Raw genomic sequence first — 22301 nt, 5'->3', positions numbered from 1 at the left:
CTTCTTTCATGCTCAAAAATTCAAAAGAAATTTAACACTAAATCAGGTCGATTAGCTATGATACTTTGATGCTGACATTTAAGTATGAATGACTACATTTGATCACATAAATGGTAATCATTTCAGCGCTCCCAATTTTCAATCGTTATTGCTGTTGTAAAACTTGGCCTAATAATTTGGCAATTAGATCATGGCCCTTTTGGTTTGGATGAAAAGTATCACTAGTCCCCCAAGCCGCAAAGTCCGGTAATGCGCGGCCAGCTGGGCCGGTGACGTCAGCTTGATTTTGCCAAATCTGGGCCATATTGGCCACAGGCACGTGATAGGTCTGACCAACGGCTTGAATTGCCTGATCAAAGACTAAATCAGAAGCCACATATTCCCCATCTTTAGGCGACCAAGTGGTCATTAAAATCAATTGCGCTGAGCTGTTTTGCTGCAGTGTTTGCACCACTTGGCTTAAATCCGCTTTAAACTTGGCGATCACTTGGGCGTCACTGCCTCCCACCGCATCATTGGTGCCAAATTCGATGGTGACCAGATCCGGCTTTTGCGCCAAAACCTGGTTAACCTGGGGTAGACCAAAATTAGCCACTGTTTTCCCCACCGACGCCGTAGTCACCAAATGCACCGGCTTATGGGTCTGCTGTTCGATCAAGTTGGTAAACGTATGGACAAAGTCAGTCTGACTACTGTCAGCGAACAAGCCCACGGATAGCGAATCTCCCAAAGCCACATAAGTTAAACTGGCTTGCTGCTTGGCTGCCAGCTTTGCGGCGATGGACTTAGCAGGTTGGCTACTGGACTGGCGCTTGACTTGTCGGCTTGGCTTAGAGACCACCGCTTTACTGGTGCTGGTTTTAGAATGGGTTTGGCCTGACCCATTATTTTGACAGCCCACCAGGGTGAACAAAAGCAGCCCCACCAGTAACACACCTAGTAATTGACCCCATTTTTTAATTTTTCTGATAACTATCCCTCCTCCAACGACCAGTTACCTGAACATGTGGTTTTATTATAGCATGGCCGAAACCTGAAACCCATCCTTAAATAAGTAATTTATCGTTTTTACAGATACACGTTTTGTAAGATTCCTTATTATGGTATTATTACAATATCAAACGTTGATTCGGGAGGAACCAACGTTATTTTGGAGGAAAGAAAATGATTAAAATTTGTCCCAATTGTGGTTCTAAAATGCCAGCCACAGTAAAATTCTGCACCCACTGCGGTTTTAACCTTTCTGAAGTTACCCCAATTTCAGAAACTGCTCCCCAAGCCCCAGAACAAACTGCCCCTCAAGGACAAGCTGGCCCTGATTCAAAACCGCAAGCTGCCCAAAAAGCCGTCGCCCCCCCTGAAGCTGTCCCAGAACAGCCTCAGCAAGCGACAAATCCAGACGCGGTCAACCAAACACCGCCAAGCAGGTCAGCCAATGTGCCCCATTACCAAGACCAAGCCCAAAACCAAAATGGCGGCTTTACCAATAATACGCAACAGACCCAGCAAAACTTTAATCAGAACCAACAAAACTACAATCAATATCAGCAAACTTATACCAATCCCCAACCTAATCCTAATATGGAAGCGACCAAACGCTATGCCAGTAACTACTGGAGCTTTCTAGTCGCCAGTTTGAAGCATCCCTTCACCATGGATAAAGTCTACAATCAATATTTCGGCTTGATTTCATTTGGCCTGGCCACTTTGCTGTATACCCTGGCGTTAGCCGCCACCATCGGCCATTTAAAACCCCTCCAAGCGGTTTTAACATACGTTAATACTGGTTTTAGCTTATATGTCCAGTTCTTCTTATTTATCTTAGCCTTATATGCCCTCCAAATTGCCGTTGCCTTTTTAGTGACCCACGTCTTCTTAGGGGATCGCCGTTATAACTTCTGGCAATTTATGAACTTATTTGCAGTACATACCAATATCAACGTTTTTATCAGCGGGCTAGTTTTCCTATTTAGCTTAATTGGGGTCTCCGCCACAAATGCTTATCTGACCTATCTCTTGATTATGGTGGCTGCCTTATTCTTTGGGGCAGGCTTCATTGCCACGATTTTTACCGCCCAATCCACCAATAACTTCGATCGGATTTATGCCTATGCCTTAGGGAGCGTCCTGTTAGCCATTGGCTTTATCGTGATTTTCTCCATCTTAGGCACATCTATTGTGGATTTGATCACCCGCAGCAGCACTAATATTCTAGACCAACTGTATCGCACCTTCCAATAGTTTTTTCAAAGCTCAAGCCCTTGGCCTGAGCTTTTTTGCTTGCTTTTTAACCCCTAGCTCCCTATATTTTAACCATCATCACCACGAAGGGGGCCAAACATGTTCACAACTTTGCGCCAAAATTATCGCATCATCTTAGTGTTAGGCTTGTTTTCCCTGCTCACTGGGCTTTCTGGCTCCAGTATCAACTTAGCCCTGCCCCAAATATCCATCGACTTGGCCATCTCCAATAGTGCCGCCACTTGGATCATTCAGGTGGGGATGATCACCACCGTCATCGTCTTAGTGATGTTCGGCCATTTAGGGGATCTCCTCTCCAAGACGGCCATTTTCACCATTGGCGGCTATATATTTATTGCCGGCTCCGTGTTGACCGGACTGGCACCTAATTATTGGCTGATCCTCCTGGGCCGCTTTATCCAAGCCATCGGTTCGGCCATGACCCTGGCCAACTCCTTGGGTATCGTCAACCAATATGCCACTGATCAAAACCGGACTGAGTTGATTGCTATTATTGCCATGTTCATGTCTGTGGGTTCCTTATCTGGCCCCGCTTTTGGGGGCGTGGTCATTTCTCAATTATCCTGGCGTTGGCTATTTCTGTTCAACCTACCGGTGGGTTTGATTGCCCTATGGATCGGCCGCCACCGTTTTACGATCCCTAAAAACCTTTGGCAGCAAACCACCCAGGTCACTCGCCACTTAAATTGGTTGGGCCAGATCCTGTTTTCCGTGGGGATCATTGCCTTTTTCCTGAGTAGTTACTTTGCCCAAGGCCAACACCCCAATTGGCCATTAACTTTATTACTCCTGGTGGGGGGCTTAGGGTTAACCGTTTATTCGTTTTATCAAGACGACCATAGCTTGTTAGCCTGGATCGACCCAGCTATTTTCCGCAATAAATTATATTTAGTGTCCGTGAGTATTTTATTTTTAGTCATGCTGGTCAATGCTATTTCCGACATTTTATTGCCCTTTTATCTACAGAGCTACGGGGGGCTGTCAGCGTTAATCAGTGGGTTGATCATGATGTTGCAAGCCAGTGTGATGTTTTTCGTCACGCCTCTGGCCGGCTATATCGCTGACCGCTGGGATGCGGCTAAACTCACCACCATTGGTTTGGTCATCTTAAGCGCCAGTCAACTAGGCTACGCCTTTTATCCCGCCACCATGAACCTAGCTTTAATCATCCCCACCATCATTGCCAATGGCATTGGCATGTCGCTATTTTTATCCCCCAACAACGCCTTGACCATGAGCAGTGTCCCCAATCCCCTGGCTGGGGTGGCAGGTTCGCTGAGTTCCTTAGCCCGAACCTTAGGGATGACCGCGGGAATTAGTTTAGCCACCTCGTTGTTGTTCATTCAATTGCCCGGGGTCGTGCGCATCACGCCCCAAGTAGGCCGCTCATTTTTAACCGCCTACCGCCGCGTCTTTTTACTAGCCATGGCCATCTCCCTGGTAGCCTTTGGCATCATGGCATGGCGCTTGTGGCAACAACGCCGTCAAACGGCGACAAAAAAAGCTATGGGCCCGCAATAAGGGTGCATAGCTTTTTTGATTAGGCTATCTCAATAAAATGGCCTTTGAGTTGTTGGTACCAGGTTGGCTGGGTCATCAATAAGGACAATTGGTCTAAGGTCGCTAGGCGAAAAGTCGCTTCCCCAAAGGGCGGGGTTAATTGATGCAAAGCTTGTTCCCCACATAAGTTAAAGTAAGTAATGGCACAGACGCTGGCCTGCCAACCATTTAAGCCGACCCCTAATAAAGCGGCGGTCAAAGCGCCCACCACATCCCCGGTACCAGTGAAGCGGTCTAATTGGGCCACGCCATTTTCCAAAACCAGGGCCTGGTTGCCATTGACGATCAAATCCACCGGCCCCGTGGCCATGAAGGTAGTGGTGGAGTCAGCTTTAGCCTTTAAACACAAGGCTTTAGCTAATTCAATCAAATTGGCGTCCCCTTGATCTAAGGCACTACCATCCACCCCTCGACCGTGGCTTGGAAGATCGGTAAAGGCCCGCAATTCAGAAATATTGCCCTTTAAGACCGCTGGCTGGTCCAGAAACAATTTCTGCGCTAAATCATAGCGGGTTTGAGTCGCTGAAATCCCCACTATATCCACCAGGGTGGGCTTTTGAACTTGATGGGCATAATGACTGGCGGGCGCCAGAACATTGCCGGCACCAGGGCCTAAATGGCCTAAATTAAGCAATAAACTATCCGTGATGCGGCACACATCTTCAAACTCCGGGGGATAATCCGCCATGATGGGCTGGGCGCCAATATATAAGAGGGCGTTAGCCATGGTCTCAATGGTCACCGCATTGGTGAGACAATGGACCAGGGGCGCTTGTTTTAACGGCAAAGCCGTTTTTAAGACCTCGGTAAAATCATCAAGCACGTTTCTTGTTGCCAAGCAGACCACCCCACATTACAATTTTTAGCCGTTTGAAGATACTGGTTTGTTGCAATCTTACTAAGATCAAATAAGCTACGATACCCCCACCAATAGAAGCCCCCATAAACTTAGGGGTATAAACAAACCACCAAAGGCCGATATTAGAGCCGGTAAACCAAACCATTACCGGAAAAGAAATCAAGGACCCAATGATCCCGGTCCCAATGAATTCTCCCAACATGGCATAACCGACTTTGCCACCCAATTTATACAAGAGCCCCGCTAACAAGGCCCCGAAAAAGGCCCCGGTTAAAGCCAATGGCGGAATTCCCAGCATGGTCATACGGATAATGGCGCACACCAAGGCCATTAAGGTGGCATAAACCGGTCCCATCAAGACCGCGGCAATCACGTTCATCACACTGGACATGGGTGCCATGCCTTCGATCCGTAACAACGGCGATAATACCACGTCTAGGGCAATCATGAATGAGAGCAAAATAAGCCGTTGAATCCGATCGTGTTGTGCTTGTAACATTTCAACAACCTCCCATAATAAGCTTCATTTTAGTTGTCCTGGGGGTATTCGGCTGGTTGAAATATGGCAAAAACTTTAAAAAAATAGCCCGCTAAATAGGCGGGCAGCGTTTGTTAAGTTATGTCGATTCAAAACGCGTCTCCCTACGGCAGCATTATCTGCATCAGGTTCCTTGGGTATATTCTCAGCCGGATAGCACCCCAGTAACAATTTCAAATGTAATTAAAACATACCACAAAAAATGATAGCTAGCCAGTAGGCTAAGTTTGAATTTAAAAATGATAAATGATGTTTAATTTTTGTTGGACACTATGGACCTCTTGGAAGGTCAACGTGGGCACAATCTGCATCACGGTCATGCCAAAGGTATCTCGGGCCGTTAAGTAATTAATACTGTCCAAGACATGTTTGCCTTGGTGTTCTGATTCTTGGCGAATTTCGATGATGCCATCATGGCGGGGATGAATCGAAATGCCCTTGTCTAAATAAATTGAATTTTCCATCTCATACACGCTCCTAAATAAACAAACCTACGTTCGAAATGCTTCACAAAAATAAGCTTACCAATTATTCAAATTGATTTCAAGACTTGACAAACCGGCCCAATCCTGCTGGGTAACCGAACCAGTTGACACGTTTAAACCCGCATGAATACTGATTTCCACGCCCTTTTCAACGTTTACTGAGCCCTAACTGTTTTCGTGAAAGGCTACTGCCGTCAAGGACAGAAAGATTTGTATCATATTCTAAAAAAATATATATTTGAACTATAGTTTTTCAAGAAAGTAGGTTGATTCATGATCAAACAATTATGGCAACTGGGCCGGCCAAAACGACCCACGGTTTACCTGCAAATATTTTGCCAATGGCTCAGTGAAATGCTGCTGGTCACCGGCTTAGTCACGGTGGTGGCCCGCTATCAAAGCGGCCAATGGTCTCTCGTTGGCCTCAGTTTATTGGCCCTTGAAACCCTGATTGTCTGTGGTTACTGGCTGTTTGGGGCTCAGCGCTTGGCTGGCAAGTGGGCGCAAGCAGCAGGCGAAGAACTCCAGGCGCGCTACCTCAGCCAATACTTACACCAAACCCAAACCGCCCCGGGCAACGTGGTCCAAGTGGTCCAACAGGATTTGGGCACCATCGATAAGCTGGCGGTCTTTTACACCACCGTGGTTCCCACAGTGTGTTCCTTGGTGTTAACGGGTATCGCCATGATCCTGGTCACCCTAAGTTTAAATCCGCTGAGTGTTTTGATCCCTTTACTCGGTGTTTTCGGGGTAGGTCTGGGGATGATGCTCTTGGGGAAATTCGGCGATAAAACTAACGCCCGTTATGTGGGGGCTTTTAATCAGATGGGCAATCGCTTCTTGGATGATTTCTCTGGCATGAATACCTTGATCATGTACCAACGCCAAGACCAATATGCCCAAGACTTTGCCAAGGATTCTGAAAATTTCCGCCAAAAAACCATGCGTTTTTTAGTCTTCCAACTACAAAACTTAAACATCATGGATTTTTGTTTATATGGTGCTTTAGGTTGGTTTGCCCTGGTCAGCGGTAAAGGCGTGCTGACCGGGCGTTTTGACCTACCCCAAGCTACATTAGCCCTGGCCTTGGTCAGTACTTGGCTGATTGGCTTTCGCAAGTTTGGCTACTTTATCCACGTCTTCATGGCCCTATCTAAACGGGCCCAAGCTATTTTTAAAAACCTCCCCGCCGCGGACGCTGCTGATGCAGCTCCCAAAACACCTACTACGCCCCCACTGCAGCCTAACCAAATAAGCTACACCGGGGCCGTTGGTTTTGATCCCAAACAGCCAATTTTGACCGACCTGGCTTTTAAATTCCAAGCCGGTCACTTGATGGGCTTAGTTGGTGCCAGTGGCAGTGGTAAAAGCACCTTGGCCAAAACCCTCCTGAAACAATTACCGCCCATTGCCGGCCAATTGCAAGCCGATGGCCAAGATTTAGCGACTTTAAGCCCAATGCAATGGTGGCAGACAATTACTTATTTGGGCCCAGAAATGGTGCTTTTTAACGGGACCATCGCCGACAATTTATTACTGGGTGTTAAAACGCCCGAAACATCAAATTGGCAACAACAATTAGACGCCCTCAACCTTTGTCAGTTCGTTAAAACCCTCCCCGCCGGCTATGAAACCCAAGTGGGGGACAATGGTAACCAGCTATCTGGGGGACAACGCCAACAAATCGCCATTGCCCGCGCTATTCTGGCGGATAAGGCCGTCTACATCTTCGATGAAGTCACCTCAAATATCGATGCCGACAATGCCAGTATCATTTTACAGGCGATTGAAATTTTAGCAAAGGAACGGGCGGTCTTATTGATCACCCACCGCCTGCCGGATATTGAAAGACTAACAGAACTCTATTTTATCCATGACGGGCACTTGACCCAAGGTTCGCCAACCCAATTACAGCAACAAGTCCCCGCGTTTGCAGATCTGATCGCAAAACAAGCCCAATTACTTAAGGCGGTGGCCAATTCATGAGATTACTCTTACGTTTATTAAGCTATGCTAAAAATCTAAATTGGATTTTACTGGCCAGCATCTTAGCTGGCACCCTCACCACCTTATGCCAACTGGCGCTATTATGGCTGAGCTTTGCCTCCTTAGTGGACTTTGGTGCCTTGCAGCATCTTGGCCTCGCCATTTTTGGTTTAGCATTGGCCATTGGGATCACGCGCTTTGGCGAACAGTACTTAGGGCACTTGGTGGCCTTTAAAATATTGGCGGGCTTTCGGGATACCGTCTACCGCAAAATCACCAAACTAGCCCCGGCTAAATTGGATGAAAAACATGGCAGTGATCTATTAAAACTCGTGGCTCAAGATATTGAACAAATCGAAATTTTCTATGCCCATACCTTAGCACCAGTGGCTATTGCCGGGATCGTATCAATTATCCAAGTCATCTGGTTTTGGTCCCTGGCCCCGGTCTGGGGCATCAGTGCGCTGGTGAGTTATGCCTTGGTGGGTGTGTTATTACCCTTCCTGAATCAAAAAGAAGTCGCCCCCCAGACCCAAGCGTTGACCCAGGCAGATAGCCAGCAGCAGCGCTTAGAGACTGAAAGTGTCCAGGGTAAATTCGAATTACAACAATTTCAAGCCGTCCCTGGGCAATTGACAAAATTAACTCAGGCCAATCGACACTACTGGCACATCAGCCAAATCAAAACAGCTTTACAGGATAAGCAAAATATCGCCATGCAAGTGCTCTTAATGCTATGTTTCCTAAACTTCGCAGTTGCTGGCTTGATTAGTCACTTATCATTGGTGCCAATCTTATTATTCCCCTTCACTTTTGGTCGGGTTTTGGCTTTGGCAGCCTTACCAGGATCTTTATCCGGTGGTATTTTAGCGGCCAAACATCTTTTTGCATTATTGGATGAAACCCCAGTGGTCCAAGATACCGCGACAGCACAACCCTTGGCTGAGCCCTTAAATCGTTTTGATATGGCCCATATCGATTTTGCCTACCCCACCAAACCCAATAATCAGATTTTGGCTGATTTAAGCTTTCAAGGAAAAGCCCCTCAGCGTATTGGCCTCGTTGGCCCCAGTGGCGTGGGCAAAAGCACCATTGTGAAGTTACTGATGACCTGGTATCAACCCAGTGCCGGCCAAATCACCGTCAATGATACGCCTAGTTCGGCTGTTTTACTGGCCAGCCTGCGCCAAGCCATCAACTACATGCCCCAAAGCCCTAAAATATTTACTGGCTCTATCCGGGCCAACCTAACTTTGCGGCAAACCTCATTTAGCGACCAGCAGCTCTTAGAAGTCCTGCGGTGGGTAGAACTGGCAGATACAGTCTTGAATTTCCCTAAAGGCTTAGACACACTAATCACGGATAGCGCCCGGCACTTCTCCGCCGGGGAAACTCAGCGTTTAGAATTAGCGCGAGCCTTGCTTCATCCCAGTCAGATCTTGGTTTTAGACGAACCCACCAGTAACTTAGATGTTTTAAATGAGGCCTTAGTGTTAAGGGCGGTGCAACAACATTATCCAGGGATGGTCATTATGGTCACCCATCGGCAAAGTTCCTTAGCCATTTGCGATGAAGTTTGGCAGTTTAAAGACCAACAATTACACCAAATAAAATAACAAATTTTAATAGCTAAAAATTCGAGCCTTTGTGCATTATTTTAATAGTGCACAAGGGCTTTTTTTAGGAAATATGGGGCTAAAGTTGATTATATTGTGAATTTGTTACTTTGTGCAGTGCTCAAACGAGAAGCATTATCATTGACTTTTGAATTCACAAGGCTATAATATAATTTAGAAAACGTTTTCTATATTATCTCCTTTTTGTAATTGTACCAGATGAGTTTTAAATAACGCTTATTGTTTCAATAACTTGTACAGGAGGTCAATCAATGGATGCAACAGCATTAAAACATTATCAAATGTATATCAATGGTGAATTTCGAGAAGCCAGTTCGGGTGAAGTTGAAACGGTGATCAACCCTGCAGATGAGCAACCGATCTCAACCGTCCCACTTGGTACCATTCAAGACGTTCAAGAAGCCATTGAAGCAGCCTATACCGCTCAAAAAGAATGGAAACGAGTGCCGGCGCCAACTCGGGGTAAGTACCTCCAAGCCGTTGCCACAAAGATTCGGGAACAACAGGATCAACTGGTGACCATTCTCATGGAGGAACAGGGTAAGGTCCGTGATCTTGCCGTAACTGAAATTCTTTTTGCAGCCGACTACTTCGATTATATGGCCAATGCTGGACGAACCTATGAAGGTGAAATTCTGCAATCCGATAACGCCAACGAAAACATTATGATTGCTAAACAGCCAATTGGCGTGGCTGCCGGCATCACTGCTTGGAACTTCCCATTCTTCTTAATTGCTCGGAAGATGGGGCCAGCGCTAGTGACTGGTAATACCATTGTCATTAAACCAAGTTCTGAAACCCCAAATATTGCCTTAGCCTTTGCAAAAATTGTAGATGCCGTAGGCTTTCCAAAGGGTGTGGTCAATATCGTTACCGGCAAAGGGTCTGTCATCGGTGACGAATTATCTAAAAACCATAAAATCGGGATCATTAGCTTGACCGGTTCCGTACGCTCCGGCCAACGGGTCATGGCTTCTGCCAGTGATCATTTAGCAAAAGTCTCTTTGGAATTAGGTGGCAAAGCACCGGCAATCGTAATGGCTGATGCTGACATTGATTTCGCCGTTCAAGCGATCATTGACTCTCGTATCGACAACAATGGCCAAGTCTGCAATAACGCTGAGCGGGTTTACGTTCAAGAAGACGTTGCAGATGAATTCATTAAAAAAGTTACAGCCAAAATGGCGGCCGTTAAAGTTGGGGATCCTAATAAAGACGCCGAAGTTACCATGGGGCCTTTAATTGATCGGGCAGCCCTAGAAAAAGTCGATGGTATGGTTCAGCGCGCAGTTGCCGCTGGTGGTGTTGTAACGACTGGTGGACACCCTGCTAATATCGACAAAGGATTTTACTACTTGCCTACGGTTATTACCAACGTGAAGCAAGACTCTGAAATCGTTCAAAATGAAATTTTTGGACCGGTATTGCCAATCTTAACTTTCAAAACTTTAAAAGAAGCCATCGGTTTGGCCAATGATACTGTTTACGGTTTGACTTCATCTATCTTTACCAATAGTTTAGAGGCTGCAAGTTATGCGGCTAACGAAATTGAAGCCGGCGAGACTTATATCAACCGCTTCCACTTCGAAGGCATTCAGGGCTTCCATGCCGGATGGAAAGAATCCGGTGTTGGTGGTGCCGATGGTCGTCACGGGATTGAAGAATTCTTGAATACCCATGCGATTTATCTACAACGCCACCCTGACAAACTATAAGTAAGACTTCAGTGTCGTACTTGTTTTTAAGATAAGGATCTAGATCAGCCCTATCTTGAAACGGCATCACTGAAAGGTCATCAACAACTGTCAATTTTGCAAATTTTTTCATGATTGCCACCTAGCACGGTTCGGTGCTATCTGGGTTGGCTGTCTTTTAATCCCCTTTTAGGCAGCTAAATCGCCTCCTCCTTTTAAACACAATCAGGCGCCACCGTAAATTAATTTTTACGATGGCGCCTTTTTTGACTGCTTATGACGCTGGTTAAAATTCAGGAGTCCCTAATAACTGACCCAAGTCCGGTGTAATACGGCTTGGCGCAAATATTGCAACCACGTATCAAAGGCTGGTTGGGCAACGTCACGAATGTATTTTGGCTCAAAATGCTCGTACAATGCCCCACGAACATCCACGTGTTGCAACGGGCCACTGAAGCGGGCGGCTATTTTTTCTGGTGTCAAGGCTTTAGCATAAGGTTCATCGGGATTGAAGAACACGGGCACAGCTAAATCTTGCGTCGCCCGGACATAAATCATGCTTAAATCATGTTTAATAAAAATTGGTTCTGAGATGGCCGCCACTTCAAAATCTGCCTCTAAAAAGGCTTGGCGCAAGTATTGTGAACTAGGAGACGTCCCCTCACCAAAAGCATCAGTGTGATCCACTAAGAAGCCGTTGAAATTCTGGAGGGCCATGAAATACTTCAGTTGATCTAAATGAACTGGTTCCGCCAAAGCCACATCCAGATGTTCCAATGCCAGCTTTGCCGTCAATTTCTGTAATAATTGCCGTTGCGCGCCGGCGTGACACGGCGATAACCGACAATTATCGTGCCACGTGGTTAAAAAACCATAGGCCTCTAGTGTCGTGAACGCAGATGGAAAATTGATCAAAGTCCGCAATTGGGGTTCAAAGCCAATCAGATCATCCCAAACAGTCTCGTCAGCGGTTTTATCAACATGGATCGGATATTGTTCTTGTAAACTGAGGCGATTAAACGTGATCATCTCATCAATAACTTCAGTGATTGGTGTGCCGTCTTCTAATTGGATATCTTCATTGTCATCGATTAAAAATGCGCCGAACTTCAGTAAGCCGATGTAGCTGTTTGTTCTTACACCCATGATTGCATACCCCCTGCGTCTTCTTGTAATCGCTTTCATATATTCATAAAAAAATTTATCTCACCAAATTATTTTTTATTTCTGTACTCATTATTATCCCAAATAGGGTGTTTTGTCAAGCCCTGTTATAATACAGAATAGTTTTTTTGAAAGCGCTTATTAATCATTCAAAAACCCCATGGCACAGGACACCACAGGGTTCGCAATCGTAAGAACTTGGTCGTTATTTGGCCGTGACGATAACGGCAATACTTTGGTCACTGGCAGGTTTATCATCTAAGAATTTCCGACCATAAATTTCAAAGGGCAATTTGTTCACATTGATGCTGTGTAGAATCACCCGGGTCTGGTCAAAAGACAAGCCCCCACGCACATTCACGACAATCTTAGGATTTTGCTGATACAATGCCAAAATCTCATTGAAACTCGCCTCCCAATTGGTGCCCACCGCGGCGATGTCGTATTGTTTCAAAATTGGCTTTTGGATGGCCTCTAAAAATGGATCGACTATTTTTTTATTATCTGTCAAAATTATCACCTATCATTATAATATTTGCCATGAATTTAATTATAAAGCGTTTTCAGTTAAATGTATATTCTCTAAAAATAAAGTATAATAGAATTGTTCCAAATAATCCTTCACATGTAACTGCAAGGAGTTAAATTCTAATGTATAAAAAAGATCGCTTAACCTTAATTTTAGACATACTCGGTAAATCTAAGAAGATTTCTATGAAAGAACTCCGGGAACTTACAAAATTTACGGATTCCACCTTACGCCGAGATGTCATTAGCCTAGAAAACGAAAATAAAATCCAACATAGATATGGGCAAGTAGAACTCGTTAAAGCCCGCAACGTCGAATTTCCCTTCCAATTTCGTAAACAAGAAATGGAAACCCAAAAACAAGCCATGGCCAAGATTGCTCAAGATTTCCTTGGGGACAATATGGCGATATTTTTAGATTCAAGTAGTACTGTATCTGAGCTCATCCCTTATCTCGAGCAGCGAAAAAACCTCATCGTCATTACAAATGGTCTATATAACGCCAGTAAGTTGAATCAAATTCACGGTATTAAAACCTTTTTAACTGGTGGCCAATTACGCCCAGGTTCGGGCTCACTACTTGGCGATTTTGCTAGCGATTACTTGACTAACTTCACAACTGATATCGCCTTCCTGTCATGTAGTGCAATGGATGTCAAGGGCTTTTATATGTCTAGTGAAGAACAGTCTGCCATTAAACGTACAATGATGAATCTTGCTAAAGAGACAATCATGATGTGCGATTCCAGTAAATTCAACCAAACAAATTACTACAAATTATGTAACTTACAAGGTGCTACGACCTTGATTACTGACAAACAACCTGACACAGAATTGAAGAATGCATTAGAACATGCCAACGTAGAAATTTTGTTTTAAACCGATAAAAAGGCCACGACAAGGATCGTCATGGCCTAACACAATCAATTTTAATGATTTTTCATTGTTTATGACTCAGGTTGATAAGTTTCGTCAATAATCAGTACCGGTTTAATTGTCTTGCCTGAACCAGAATCCGCATTAGCTTCATTGATTTGATCAAACTTATAAAATTTTTCAGTTTTATCAAAATCAAATACACCTTGTCGATAGAATCTTATTAGTCTTGGAATATCAATTTGTGGGATAGAGTCACCCATATTAACCCCAATGACTGATTTGTCATCGACACAAAGGTCGTTCCATGTGTCTACGTCAATATGGTGTGATGTTACGGCGATACATGCAGAAACACCACCTTGATTCAAAGCCTTGATAGAGTCTTCCATAACTTGCGTGACACCGGTGGTATCAACAGTAAAGTCAACACCATAGTCACCAGTTAATTTCTTGATAGCGGCAACAGGATCCTCATTTTTACTATTGATAGCATGGGTTGCGCCTAACTCCTTGGCCAATTCTAAACGAGAATCAACGATATCCACGGCGATGACCGAGGTACAGCCGGAAATGCGGCCAGCCATCATGGCTGCTAGGCCAACAGCTCCAGTTCCAAAAACAGCAATGGTATCACCAGGTTTTGGTTTTAAAGTATTTAAAACTGTACCACTCCCAGTAACGTAACCACAACCCAAAGGCCCTAAGCGGCGTAAATCTAGGTCTTTAGGTACCTTCACACAGTTAGCTTCGCGAACAACCGTTGTGGTCGTGAATGAAGATTGGTCAAACATGTCGGCCAATTTTTCACCGTTCTCAGTGAAATGATCCGTGCCATCCGGTCGAACACCAGATAAGTTGTTTTCAGCATAGTGTAGACATTGAGTTGGCATCCCTTTTAAACAATTATCACAGTTACGACAAGCGTAAAAGGACAGAACAACGTGATCACCAGGTTCAAAATTTTGGACGTTGGCACCCACTTTTTCAACAATTCCAGACCCTTCATGGCCTAGGATAATGGGATAACCGATTACAGCATCGCCAATTCGTAAAGCTTCATCGGAGTGACAGATTCCAGAAGCGACCATGTGGACTTGAACGTCGTCTGGTCCCATTGGTGCTAATTCAATATCATCTTTGATGACAAATGGATCACCTTGTTTTTCGACTACTGCAGCAGTAATTTTCATTGTCTATTTCCCCTTTTAACTATTGTGCCGTCCTTAAACTACAACGCCCTTTTTTAAAATCAAATTTCCATACAGTGCCAATTCTCCAGTTTGAACAATTGCAAAACACCTATGTGAATACTCGTAAAAAGCCTGTCGTTCAAGATTCTCCAAATGGTAATTAGGAAAGCTCTCTTGAATAATCGCAGCATATCTATCCCAAATTTCTGCTCGGCCGCTAGGAACGGCCTTATCATTTGGCACAACCTCCATCAGAATACCTTGATAGTCGGAGTATGCATCAAGTGGTAGAAGCTCTAGAATATCGGTCAATAAATCTGGAATGCCGATACCATCTGCTCTTATGACATGATCATTATTTGAAAATGCAGGGTAATTAGCATCAGCAAGTAAAATTTCATCCCCATGTCCCATCTCCATTAGCGCTTTGACAAGATCTGGGGAAAGTCCCTTTGGAATTTTCTTTAACATAATATACCTCTGACTTTAAATCCTATTGATATAGCAACGGTTTGATTTCTTTTGAATCAACGTTATCTTTGTTATACCATTTAACGCCGGTATCAATGTTTTTAACTTTTTGACCTTTAGCTGCTTTAACTGCCAAACTTACGGCTTCATAACCAATCTTGATAGGGTTCTGTGTAACGGAACCTAGGAACTTGTCACTCTTAATTGCATTGATTTGTAGTTTACCAGAGTCAAAACCAACTGCTACTACTTTACCTTCGGTATTACCAATTCTGCCTCCAACACTGTCATCGGCATTAATGATGGCTTTCGCACCAAATTCATTAGATCCATAAACACAAATTGTATCGTTTTTCTTCAGTAATGCAGAAGCTTCAGTCTTACCTGCCGCATCAGTGACATCAGCAGGCACCCGCAATTCAATGATAGCTTTTGCAGAGCTGGCATTGACCTTGTTTTTGAATTTATCATGACCAGTTACCGCAACTTTACCCTTACCAATCTTAGGATTAGCTTCTAGTAATTGAACCATTTTATCAATAAAACCACCCGTTCTTTGAGAAATTGAAAGAGAGTTTACTTCTTGTGAGACGATCCCAATACGCGGTGGTGTAGCAGACGAATCGATTCTTGCTTTAATTGCATCATAGGCATGTTGGGCTGCAATCCCACCAGCTTTATAGTTGTCAGTTGACGCTGTTGCCTTAACAGCGCCCTTAGGTGCATTTGGAACCCCAGAGTCGAATCCAATAATTGGAATACCCTTTTCTTGAGCCGTCTTAATCGCATCAATTTCAGCCTTGGTGTCCAGTGCAGCTAATGCAATCGCCCCTGGTTTCTTATTAACAGCATTATTCAACATTTCCAATTGCTCAGCGATAGCGGTTTCATCTTTTGGTCCAACAAAGTTCATGGTGACGCCTTGTTCTTTTGCTGCTTGCTTAGCGCCTGATTGTACTGCTTTCCAGAAGTCATGCTGGAAACCTTTTGCTACAACTTCAATATTTTTACTATTGCCACCAGAGCTCTTTGAACTGCTTGAACTATTCCCACCACTACAGCCAACTAGCAGTAATAATGCTGCAAATATAGTCCCAAATAATATTTTTTTCTTCATTTTAATAACCCTCTCATTGTGTAGTTAATTCGTACAAGTATTTTGACTTTGATAAATCTGGGTCAACTATTGATTTTTCTTTCTGTTCCGGTAGATATCTGCATAAACTGCCAAGATAACAACGAACCCAGTAATAAAAATCTGATAATGTGGCTGCAAATTGAGGTAAGGAAGACCAACTTTTAACACTGTCATAATGAAAGTACCAATTAACGTCCCAAGAATTGAACCAACACCGCCGGCGAGTGACGTTCCCCCAACGACGACAGCTGCGATCCCATCCATTTCAAAACCTGCACCTGAACCAGGCATTATCGTCGTATAAGTTGCAGCGTAGGCAATTCCTGCCAATCCTGCACAAAAACCTGCAATAATATAAGCCATAGCTTCACTTCGAACAACGTTTACCCCTGACAGACGTGTTGCTTCTCGATTGCTACCAATTGCAAAAATATACCGACCAGTTCTGGTCTTATTTAAAATAATTGCACACAAGATTGCGACACCAATCAATACGATGGCTCCGGTTGGAAAATCACCACTTGTTCTAAAGATTGATTTGTACCAACCGTCTGAGGTCCCACGAAGGGGAAATGTTTCTGTCTGTACATTTGATAAAATTGAACTTAAACCACGGGTAATCATCATCGTCCCAAGCGTTGCAATAAAAGATGGTAATTTAAGTTTGGCTACTAAGAACCCATTCAAACAGCCCACCGCAGTTGCCATTGCCAAAATAACAAGTAATGCTACCCAAAGCGGTGCATGAAGTTGATTATAAACAACACCACCTGTAATCGCAGCACACATCATACTTGTCCCAATGGACAGATCGATCCCAGCTGTGATAATAACAAAGGTAACCCCCAGGGCTAAGAAACCGACATAATACGATGCATCAAAAATACTGGTTAAGGTACTTCCACTTCTGAAGGCTGGACTCAAAGCAGCGAATAACCCATAAATTAAAAACAAAACAATTAAAATAATCAATTGTTGCAATCCAAATGTGTTTTTGAGTTTGGAGATTACACTATTTGAAGAGCTACCATTTTTGTTGGAATTATTGGTGTTTTTAGTACTCACATTACTCGCCATTTGAGACTGCCTCCTCTCTTAACGTTGCATAATATAGAATCTTTTCTTGAGTTGCATCGGCGATATCAAGTTCTCCAGTTTTTCTACCTTCACACATGACCATAACCCGATCACTCATTCTGAGTATCTCGGTTAACTCTGAAGAAATCATGATAATTGACTTACCCATATTCACCAATGATGTCATCAATTCATAAATTTCACTCTTAGCACCAACGTCAATTCCTCGCGTTGGTTCATCGAATATTAAGATGTCGCTATTTTGTTCAAGCCATTTGGCAATAACGACTTTCTGTTGATTCCCACCTGATAGATTACGAACTAATTGCGCAACTGACGGCGTTTTGATAGATAAAGATTTAACAAATTTTGAACTTTCAGTTTCAATCTCTTTGTCATGGATCAATCCAGCCTTAATAAATTTTGCTAAATCGGTCATCACGATGTTGTTGGCTATCGACATATCCACAATGACACCAAATTGTTTCCGGTCTTCAGATAAATAGCCAATCCCATTTTTGACCGCATCTTTTGGTGAATTGATTTTAACTTTTTTACCTCGGATATAAATTTCACCTGAATCCATCGGATCAGCGCCAAAAATTATTCTGGCCATATCTGTTCTACCGGCTCCCATAAGCCCAGCAACACCGAGAATCTCACCCTTTTTTAAATCAAAGTTTAGATTAATCACCCGCTTTCCTGAATTGAGATTCTTAATCTCTAAAACTGTCTCGGCACCTTCGGGAACATTAGACTTTGACTTAGGTGTTTCAAATATTGTTCGGCCAACCATCATATTAATGATTTCATCTTTAGTTGATGTCGCTGTATCAATTGTGCCAACATACTGACCATCCCGCATGACGGTTACCCGATCAGTAATTCGTTTAATTTCATCCATTCGATGTGAAATATAGACGATACCAATATCTTGTTGTTTCAGATCATTAATAATTTTAAACAGTTCAATGATTTCATTATCAGTTAGCGCAGCGGTCGGTTCATCAAAAACGACAACTTTTGCATTCATCGAGATTGCTTTGGCAATTTCAACCATTTGCATTTGACCAACTGAGAGGCTACCAACTTTCACTCTGGGGTTGATATCCAAATGTAACCTATCAAATAACTTTTGAGTTTCTTTGATCATTTGATCATCATTAATCATTGGGCCATTCATCGATTCACGACCGATGAATACATTTTCCGAAACGGATAAGTGGTTTATCATATTTAATTCCTGATGGACAATCGAAATACCGGCATCCATTGATTCTTTTGGATTTTTATACTCAACTTCTTGACCGTCATAGATAACTGTGCCCGAAGTTTTTGAGTATTCACCAGTCAATACTTTCATTAACGTAGATTTCCCTGCACCATTTTCTCCCATAAGCGCATGGACTTCACCTTTACGTAGATTAAAACTGACGTCCTTTAAGGCTTGAACTGGACCAAATGTTTTAGAAATATCTTTCATTTCTAGTATTAAATCTGCCATTTCAACTCCTCCCTTCATAATTAATATACGCAGAATGCTTCAGAAATTGCTGATACTTCTCTGATAGGTCCTCAACCACTCCCGGTTGCGTATGTTGGGCCGCAAAAGAGTTTTCCAAAATCTGATTAACTTCTTCGCCCTTAAATAAACCGCTTACAAAAAGCTGTGAGACAATATTACCCATCACGCTGGCCTCCACAGGCCCAGTGATGACTTCTTTTTGGGTGAAATTAGCTGTTAACTGAACAAGCAATTTATTTTGAATCCCACCGCCAAACATATGGATTTTCGTAATTGGTTTAGCCGTGACAGCCTCTAAGTTTTCAATAATCTTCTTGTAGGAAAAGGCGAGACTTTCCAAAACCAGTAAAATGAGTTCACCACGATTTTCGGGCAATCTTTGGCCGGTTTCTTTGAGATAGGTTTTTATCCTTTCCTCCATTTGATTAGGTGCTGTAAACAATTCATTGTTAGGATCGATGTAACTATTGATTGATTGAACCGATAAAGCATCCTCAACCATTTTGCCAAATTCCACGACCTCACCCTTATAGGACCATTCTCGTTGCAATTCCTGAACAATCCAAAGACCGGTTAAATTGGCTAAAAGGCGATTACTCCCGTCAAAACACCCTTCGTTGGTTAAACCAGAATCAAAAGCAACTTGACTCACAACAGGTTTTGGTGTTTGCCGGCCAATAATTGACCAAGTGCCAGAACTGATAAAAGCTACATCTTCTTTATCAGCCGGTGCAATTGGTAAAGCTAACAAGGCAGCAGCCGTATCATGACCCACACCAGTAATGACTTTCAATTGTTGGTCCAAATGAAGCTCTTGCTGAATTGATTTTGATAATGGGCCAAGATCAGCCCCACCTTTAGATAGCTTCCCAAACCAAGCAGCTTTAAAACCAAGTTGCTTAAAAACGGTGCTGGAGAAGTCTCGGCTGCTTGTATCCAATAAACCACTGGTACTACTGATGGTAAACTCATTGCGCATTTGTCCAGTCAAGAAATAACTAATTAAATTAGGCATAAACAAGACATGCGCCACTTCAGTCTTTAAAAACGGATTGAGTTGTAAGTCTGAATACAATTGTAAGATTGAATTAATCTTAGCGGGCTGATTGCCGGTCAGTTTGAAAAGCTCAAAAGGTGAGATGATGTTATACAATTGATCTTCAAATTGATTGACCCGGTCATCCCGATAACTATGGGGAGCCATGAGTAATTGTCCGCGGGCATTTAGCAAACCATAGTCTACACCCCAAGTATCAACATTGAGACTATCAAGTGAGTCTAAATCCTGATGGGCAATGCTTAAGCCATACTTGATTTCTTGCAAAATCTTGATGTAGTCCCAATTCAAGTCATTAACCACTTGTACCGGTAAATTTGAAAAACGGAATTGTTCTTTTAAAGTGATTTTGTTGCCGTCATAAGTTCCAGAAATTAAACGGCCTGAGCTGGCTCCTAAATCCACGGCAATTACGTTTGTTAATTTCATGAACATATCCCTTCTCTACGTAAATTATTGATATAAAGGACCAAAAATTTTACAAGCGTTAAAATCAGCAGCTTCAAGGTTCTCCGTCCCAATGGAAGCCCATGCCCGTGGCCGGAAAATCTTGTCTTCTGGAACGTTATGCATATTAACTGGGATTCTCAAAATAGAAGCTAGTGTTAAGACGTCAGCGCCGATATGGCCATAGCTAATGGCACCGTGATTTGCGCCCCAGTTATTCATCACATCATAAACAGACTTGAATGCCCCATGACCGGTTAACGTTGGTGCAAAAAATGTGGATGGCCAGCCAGGATCAGTCCGCTTGTTAATTGCATCAAAGACATTTTCAGGTAAATCAATGGCATAACCTTCAGCCAATTGTAAGACTGGCCCAACACCTTTAACCAAATTGATTCGAGTCATTGTTACTGGCATGCCTTTAGGGCCACCTTTAGTCAAATAGTGACTGGAGAAACCACCACCCCGGAAGTATTCCACGTTAGCAGGCACCCAATCGGTTTGATCTAAGTTGGCCTGAACTTCTTCATCTGTTAAATCCCAGAATGGCTTCATTGCAGGTTGCCCATCAATCTTTTCAGCCCCAGTGGCATCTAAAGTTTGTGCGCCAGAATTGCTTAAGTGTAAGAAACCATTAGCAGCAAGTCCCGTTAATTTGGTCCCAGTGACGCGTTCAACTGACTCTGGGCTCCAATACGTCCGAACATCCGCGAAAATTTGTGGTGTATTGGTTAGCAAATAGTTAAACAGCATAGAAGCCCCATTCAAACTATCATTTTCAGTTGCAAAGATATGCGGTGCCCGTTTACCATTCCAGTCAAATTGTGAGTTCAACATGGCTTCCATCACATCCCCATTTGGGAAGTGATCAGTCCATTGCCGTTGCCCTTGGAACCCGGCGGCAATTGCAAAATGGCCTTCTGCTTCTTCTTTAAAGTTCATCTCTGCCAGTCTTTGGTTCCCCTCCATCAGGTCTCTGGCAATGATAATCATCTTCAAGCAGTTATCAAATTGTTCTTCTTTGGCAGCATCGTCAAATTGAATGGGTTTGCCAGCGTTATAAACATCTGGGCCGATTTTCATGTGATCTTTGGCCCAAGCCTTAGCTTTCTTAAATTCAACTTCATCGTAGATACCTTCATCCCAACGTCGAACAATTTCGGTCATATCGACGTATTCATTGCGCATACCTAAGTAATCTTGGAAAAAATCAGGGTCTACTGTGGAACCACCGATACCCATAGCAACATTACCAATGGATAAATATGCCTTATTGCGCATCAGACCAGTTGCTAATGCCCCCTTGGCAAAACGCAAGATTTTTTCAGTAACATCTCCTGGGATAGACTTGTCATCAGCTTCTTGAACCTCTTTGCCATAAATCCCAAAGGCAGGAATACCTTTTTGTGTATGCGCTGCCAAAACTGCTGCTAAGTAAACTGCACCTGGACGTTCAGTCCCATTAAAGCCCCAAATAGCGTGGGGTATATCTTTGGTCATATCCATCGTTTCTGTGCCATAGCACCAACAAGGCGTTACCGTGATAGTGCCGCAAATACCCTCACGATCGAATTTTTCTTTAGCCATGGCGGCTTCATGTACCCCACCAATGGTTGTATCTGCAATGACTGTTTCCACCGGTGAACCATCAGGATATTTCAGATTATCATGAAGTAACTTGGCTACGGACTTAGCCATGTTCATGGTTTGTTCTTCTAATGATTCCCGAACACCCTTACGTCGACCATCAATCGTTGGTCTAATTCCGATTTTAGGAAATTTAACATCTAACATTGCAATACCT

Annotated in this window: 19 protein-coding genes and 1 riboswitch; of the genes, 6 read left to right on the top strand and 13 right to left on the bottom strand. The window is 43.5% G+C overall.

Features of this window, described 5'->3' with window-relative positions; translation table 11 throughout:
* Nucleotides 1-145 precede the first annotated feature (145 nt).
* Nucleotides 146-961, bottom strand: a complete 816-nt coding sequence (locus FC83_RS15650; protein ID WP_035451461.1) for an SGNH/GDSL hydrolase family protein — start codon at nt 959-961, stop codon at nt 146-148.
* A 203-nt stretch (nt 962-1164) separates the two neighbouring features.
* On the opposite strand from FC83_RS15650, the gene FC83_RS15645 reads away from it, so the two are divergent.
* Both FC83_RS15645 and FC83_RS15640 read left to right on the top strand, forming a co-directional pair.
* Nucleotides 1165-2241 carry a zinc ribbon domain-containing protein gene (locus FC83_RS15645; RefSeq protein WP_052004500.1) on the top strand — a complete coding sequence of 359 codons (1077 nt, stop codon included), beginning with the start codon at nt 1165-1167 and terminating at the stop codon, nt 2239-2241.
* A gap of 99 nt (nt 2242-2340) precedes the next feature.
* The gene (locus FC83_RS15640; protein ID WP_057002991.1) at nt 2341-3783 is read left to right on the top strand and encodes an MFS transporter; all 1443 of its coding nucleotides are present in this window, start codon (nt 2341-2343) and stop codon (nt 3781-3783) included.
* Nucleotides 3784-3802: 19 nt separating this feature from the next.
* Here FC83_RS15640 and thiM read toward each other — a convergent pair whose 3' ends face one another.
* From thiM to FC83_RS15625, 3 genes are all read right to left on the bottom strand, one after another.
* Nucleotides 3803-4660: a hydroxyethylthiazole kinase gene (gene thiM, locus FC83_RS15635; protein WP_057002990.1), complete on the bottom strand. Its 858-nt coding sequence runs from the start codon at nt 4658-4660 to the stop codon at nt 3803-3805.
* Nucleotides 4638-5129, bottom strand: a complete 492-nt coding sequence (thiW, locus tag FC83_RS15630; protein WP_035451544.1) for an energy coupling factor transporter S component ThiW — start codon at nt 5127-5129, stop codon at nt 4638-4640. The genes thiM and thiW overlap by 23 nt, the downstream gene beginning before the upstream one ends.
* 174 nt (nt 5130-5303) lie before the next feature.
* Nucleotides 5304-5393, bottom strand: a riboswitch (TPP riboswitch).
* A 59-nt stretch (nt 5394-5452) separates the two neighbouring features.
* Nucleotides 5453-5683 carry a hypothetical protein gene (locus tag FC83_RS15625; RefSeq protein ID WP_035451460.1) on the bottom strand — a complete coding sequence of 77 codons (231 nt, stop codon included), beginning with the start codon at nt 5681-5683 and terminating at the stop codon, nt 5453-5455.
* A gap of 294 nt (nt 5684-5977) precedes the next feature.
* On the opposite strand from FC83_RS15625, the gene FC83_RS15620 reads away from it, so the two are divergent.
* The 3 genes from FC83_RS15620 (at nt 5978) to aldA (ending at nt 11042) form a co-directional block, all read left to right on the top strand.
* On the top strand, nt 5978-7690 hold the full coding sequence (locus tag FC83_RS15620; protein WP_057002989.1) for an ABC transporter ATP-binding protein/permease: 1713 nt from the start codon (nt 5978-5980) through the stop codon (nt 7688-7690).
* Nucleotides 7687-9306, top strand: a complete 1620-nt coding sequence (locus tag FC83_RS15615) for an amino acid ABC transporter ATP-binding/permease protein (protein WP_035451459.1) — start codon at nt 7687-7689, stop codon at nt 9304-9306. Before FC83_RS15620 ends, FC83_RS15615 begins: the two co-directional genes overlap by 4 nt.
* 272 nt (nt 9307-9578) lie before the next feature.
* The gene (gene aldA, locus FC83_RS15610) at nt 9579-11042 is read left to right on the top strand and encodes an aldehyde dehydrogenase (RefSeq protein ID WP_057002988.1); all 1464 of its coding nucleotides are present in this window, start codon (nt 9579-9581) and stop codon (nt 11040-11042) included.
* 282 nt (nt 11043-11324) lie between these two features.
* Here aldA and FC83_RS15605 read toward each other — a convergent pair whose 3' ends face one another.
* Together FC83_RS15605 and FC83_RS15600 are read right to left on the bottom strand one after the other, a co-directional pair.
* The gene (locus tag FC83_RS15605; RefSeq protein ID WP_057002987.1) at nt 11325-12167 is read right to left on the bottom strand and encodes a hypothetical protein; all 843 of its coding nucleotides are present in this window, start codon (nt 12165-12167) and stop codon (nt 11325-11327) included.
* A gap of 223 nt (nt 12168-12390) precedes the next feature.
* The gene (locus tag FC83_RS15600) at nt 12391-12696 is read right to left on the bottom strand and encodes a hypothetical protein (protein WP_035451454.1); all 306 of its coding nucleotides are present in this window, start codon (nt 12694-12696) and stop codon (nt 12391-12393) included.
* A 140-nt stretch (nt 12697-12836) separates the two neighbouring features.
* Between FC83_RS15600 and FC83_RS15595 the strand changes: the two genes are divergently transcribed.
* Nucleotides 12837-13592: a DeoR/GlpR family DNA-binding transcription regulator gene (locus FC83_RS15595; protein ID WP_035451452.1), complete on the top strand. Its 756-nt coding sequence runs from the start codon at nt 12837-12839 to the stop codon at nt 13590-13592.
* A 68-nt stretch (nt 13593-13660) separates the two neighbouring features.
* Here the strand turns inward: FC83_RS15595 and FC83_RS15590 are convergent, their stop codons facing one another.
* The 7 genes from FC83_RS15590 to FC83_RS15560 form a co-directional block, all read right to left on the bottom strand.
* A complete protein-coding gene (locus FC83_RS15590) occupies nt 13661-14782 on the bottom strand; it encodes an NAD(P)-dependent alcohol dehydrogenase (RefSeq protein WP_057002986.1) in 1122 nt (373 codons plus the stop codon).
* Nucleotides 14783-14815: 33 nt separating this feature from the next.
* Nucleotides 14816-15253, bottom strand: coding sequence for an RbsD/FucU family protein (locus FC83_RS15585; RefSeq protein ID WP_035451450.1), 438 nt, complete (start codon nt 15251-15253; stop codon nt 14816-14818).
* Between the two features lie 22 nt (nt 15254-15275).
* Nucleotides 15276-16370 carry an ABC transporter substrate-binding protein gene (locus FC83_RS15580; RefSeq protein WP_035451448.1) on the bottom strand — a complete coding sequence of 365 codons (1095 nt, stop codon included), beginning with the start codon at nt 16368-16370 and terminating at the stop codon, nt 15276-15278.
* A 66-nt stretch (nt 16371-16436) separates the two neighbouring features.
* Nucleotides 16437-17468 (bottom strand): ABC transporter permease, encoded by a 1032-nt coding sequence (locus tag FC83_RS15575; protein ID WP_052004508.1) that lies wholly within the window; start codon nt 17466-17468, stop codon nt 16437-16439.
* Complete coding sequence (locus FC83_RS15570) at nt 17458-18972, bottom strand: sugar ABC transporter ATP-binding protein (RefSeq protein WP_057002985.1); 1515 nt, start codon at nt 18970-18972, stop codon at nt 17458-17460. Before FC83_RS15570 ends, FC83_RS15575 begins: the two co-directional genes overlap by 11 nt.
* Before the next feature lies 1 nt (nt 18973).
* The gene (locus tag FC83_RS15565) at nt 18974-20479 is read right to left on the bottom strand and encodes a rhamnulokinase (protein ID WP_035451446.1); all 1506 of its coding nucleotides are present in this window, start codon (nt 20477-20479) and stop codon (nt 18974-18976) included.
* Between the two features lie 24 nt (nt 20480-20503).
* Nucleotides 20504-22291, bottom strand: a complete 1788-nt coding sequence (locus tag FC83_RS15560; RefSeq protein ID WP_057002984.1) for an L-fucose isomerase — start codon at nt 22289-22291, stop codon at nt 20504-20506.
* Nucleotides 22292-22301 lie beyond the last annotated feature (10 nt).

Source organism: Agrilactobacillus composti DSM 18527 = JCM 14202, assembly GCF_001436375.1.
Lineage (GTDB): Bacteria > Bacillota > Bacilli > Lactobacillales > Lactobacillaceae > Agrilactobacillus > Agrilactobacillus composti.
Note: the sequence above shows the minus strand (reverse complement) of the source record. Positions and strands in the feature narration are given on the sequence as shown.

Bases quoted from the DNA above. Each gene is read 5' to 3' on its own strand.
- FC83_RS15620 (WP_057002989.1), top strand. From the start codon at position 5,978: ATGATCAAACAATTATGGCAACTGGGCCGGCCAAAACGACCCACGGTT.
- thiW (WP_035451544.1), bottom strand. From the start codon at position 5,129: ATGATTGCCCTAGACGTGGTATTATCGCCGTTGTTACGGATCGAAGGC.
- FC83_RS15605 (WP_057002987.1), bottom strand. From the start codon at position 12,167: ATGGGTGTAAGAACAAACAGCTACATCGGCTTACTGAAGTTCGGCGCA.
- FC83_RS15625 (WP_035451460.1), bottom strand. From the start codon at position 5,683: ATGGAAAATTCAATTTATTTAGACAAGGGCATTTCGATTCATCCCCGC.
- FC83_RS15585 (WP_035451450.1), bottom strand. From the start codon at position 15,253: ATGTTAAAGAAAATTCCAAAGGGACTTTCCCCAGATCTTGTCAAAGCG.
- FC83_RS15575 (WP_052004508.1), bottom strand. From the start codon at position 17,468: ATGGCGAGTAATGTGAGTACTAAAAACACCAATAATTCCAACAAAAAT.
- FC83_RS15615 (WP_035451459.1), top strand. From the start codon at position 7,687: ATGAGATTACTCTTACGTTTATTAAGCTATGCTAAAAATCTAAATTGG.
- aldA (WP_057002988.1), top strand. From the start codon at position 9,579: ATGGATGCAACAGCATTAAAACATTATCAAATGTATATCAATGGTGAA.
- FC83_RS15590 (WP_057002986.1), bottom strand. From the start codon at position 14,782: ATGAAAATTACTGCTGCAGTAGTCGAAAAACAAGGTGATCCATTTGTC.
- FC83_RS15645 (WP_052004500.1), top strand. From the start codon at position 1,165: ATGATTAAAATTTGTCCCAATTGTGGTTCTAAAATGCCAGCCACAGTA.
- FC83_RS15595 (WP_035451452.1), top strand. From the start codon at position 12,837: ATGTATAAAAAAGATCGCTTAACCTTAATTTTAGACATACTCGGTAAA.
- FC83_RS15570 (WP_057002985.1), bottom strand. From the start codon at position 18,972: ATGGCAGATTTAATACTAGAAATGAAAGATATTTCTAAAACATTTGGT.
- FC83_RS15565 (WP_035451446.1), bottom strand. From the start codon at position 20,479: ATGAAATTAACAAACGTAATTGCCGTGGATTTAGGAGCCAGCTCAGGC.
- FC83_RS15580 (WP_035451448.1), bottom strand. From the start codon at position 16,370: ATGAAGAAAAAAATATTATTTGGGACTATATTTGCAGCATTATTACTG.
- FC83_RS15560 (WP_057002984.1), bottom strand. From the start codon at position 22,291: ATGTTAGATGTTAAATTTCCTAAAATCGGAATTAGACCAACGATTGAT.
- FC83_RS15640 (WP_057002991.1), top strand. From the start codon at position 2,341: ATGTTCACAACTTTGCGCCAAAATTATCGCATCATCTTAGTGTTAGGC.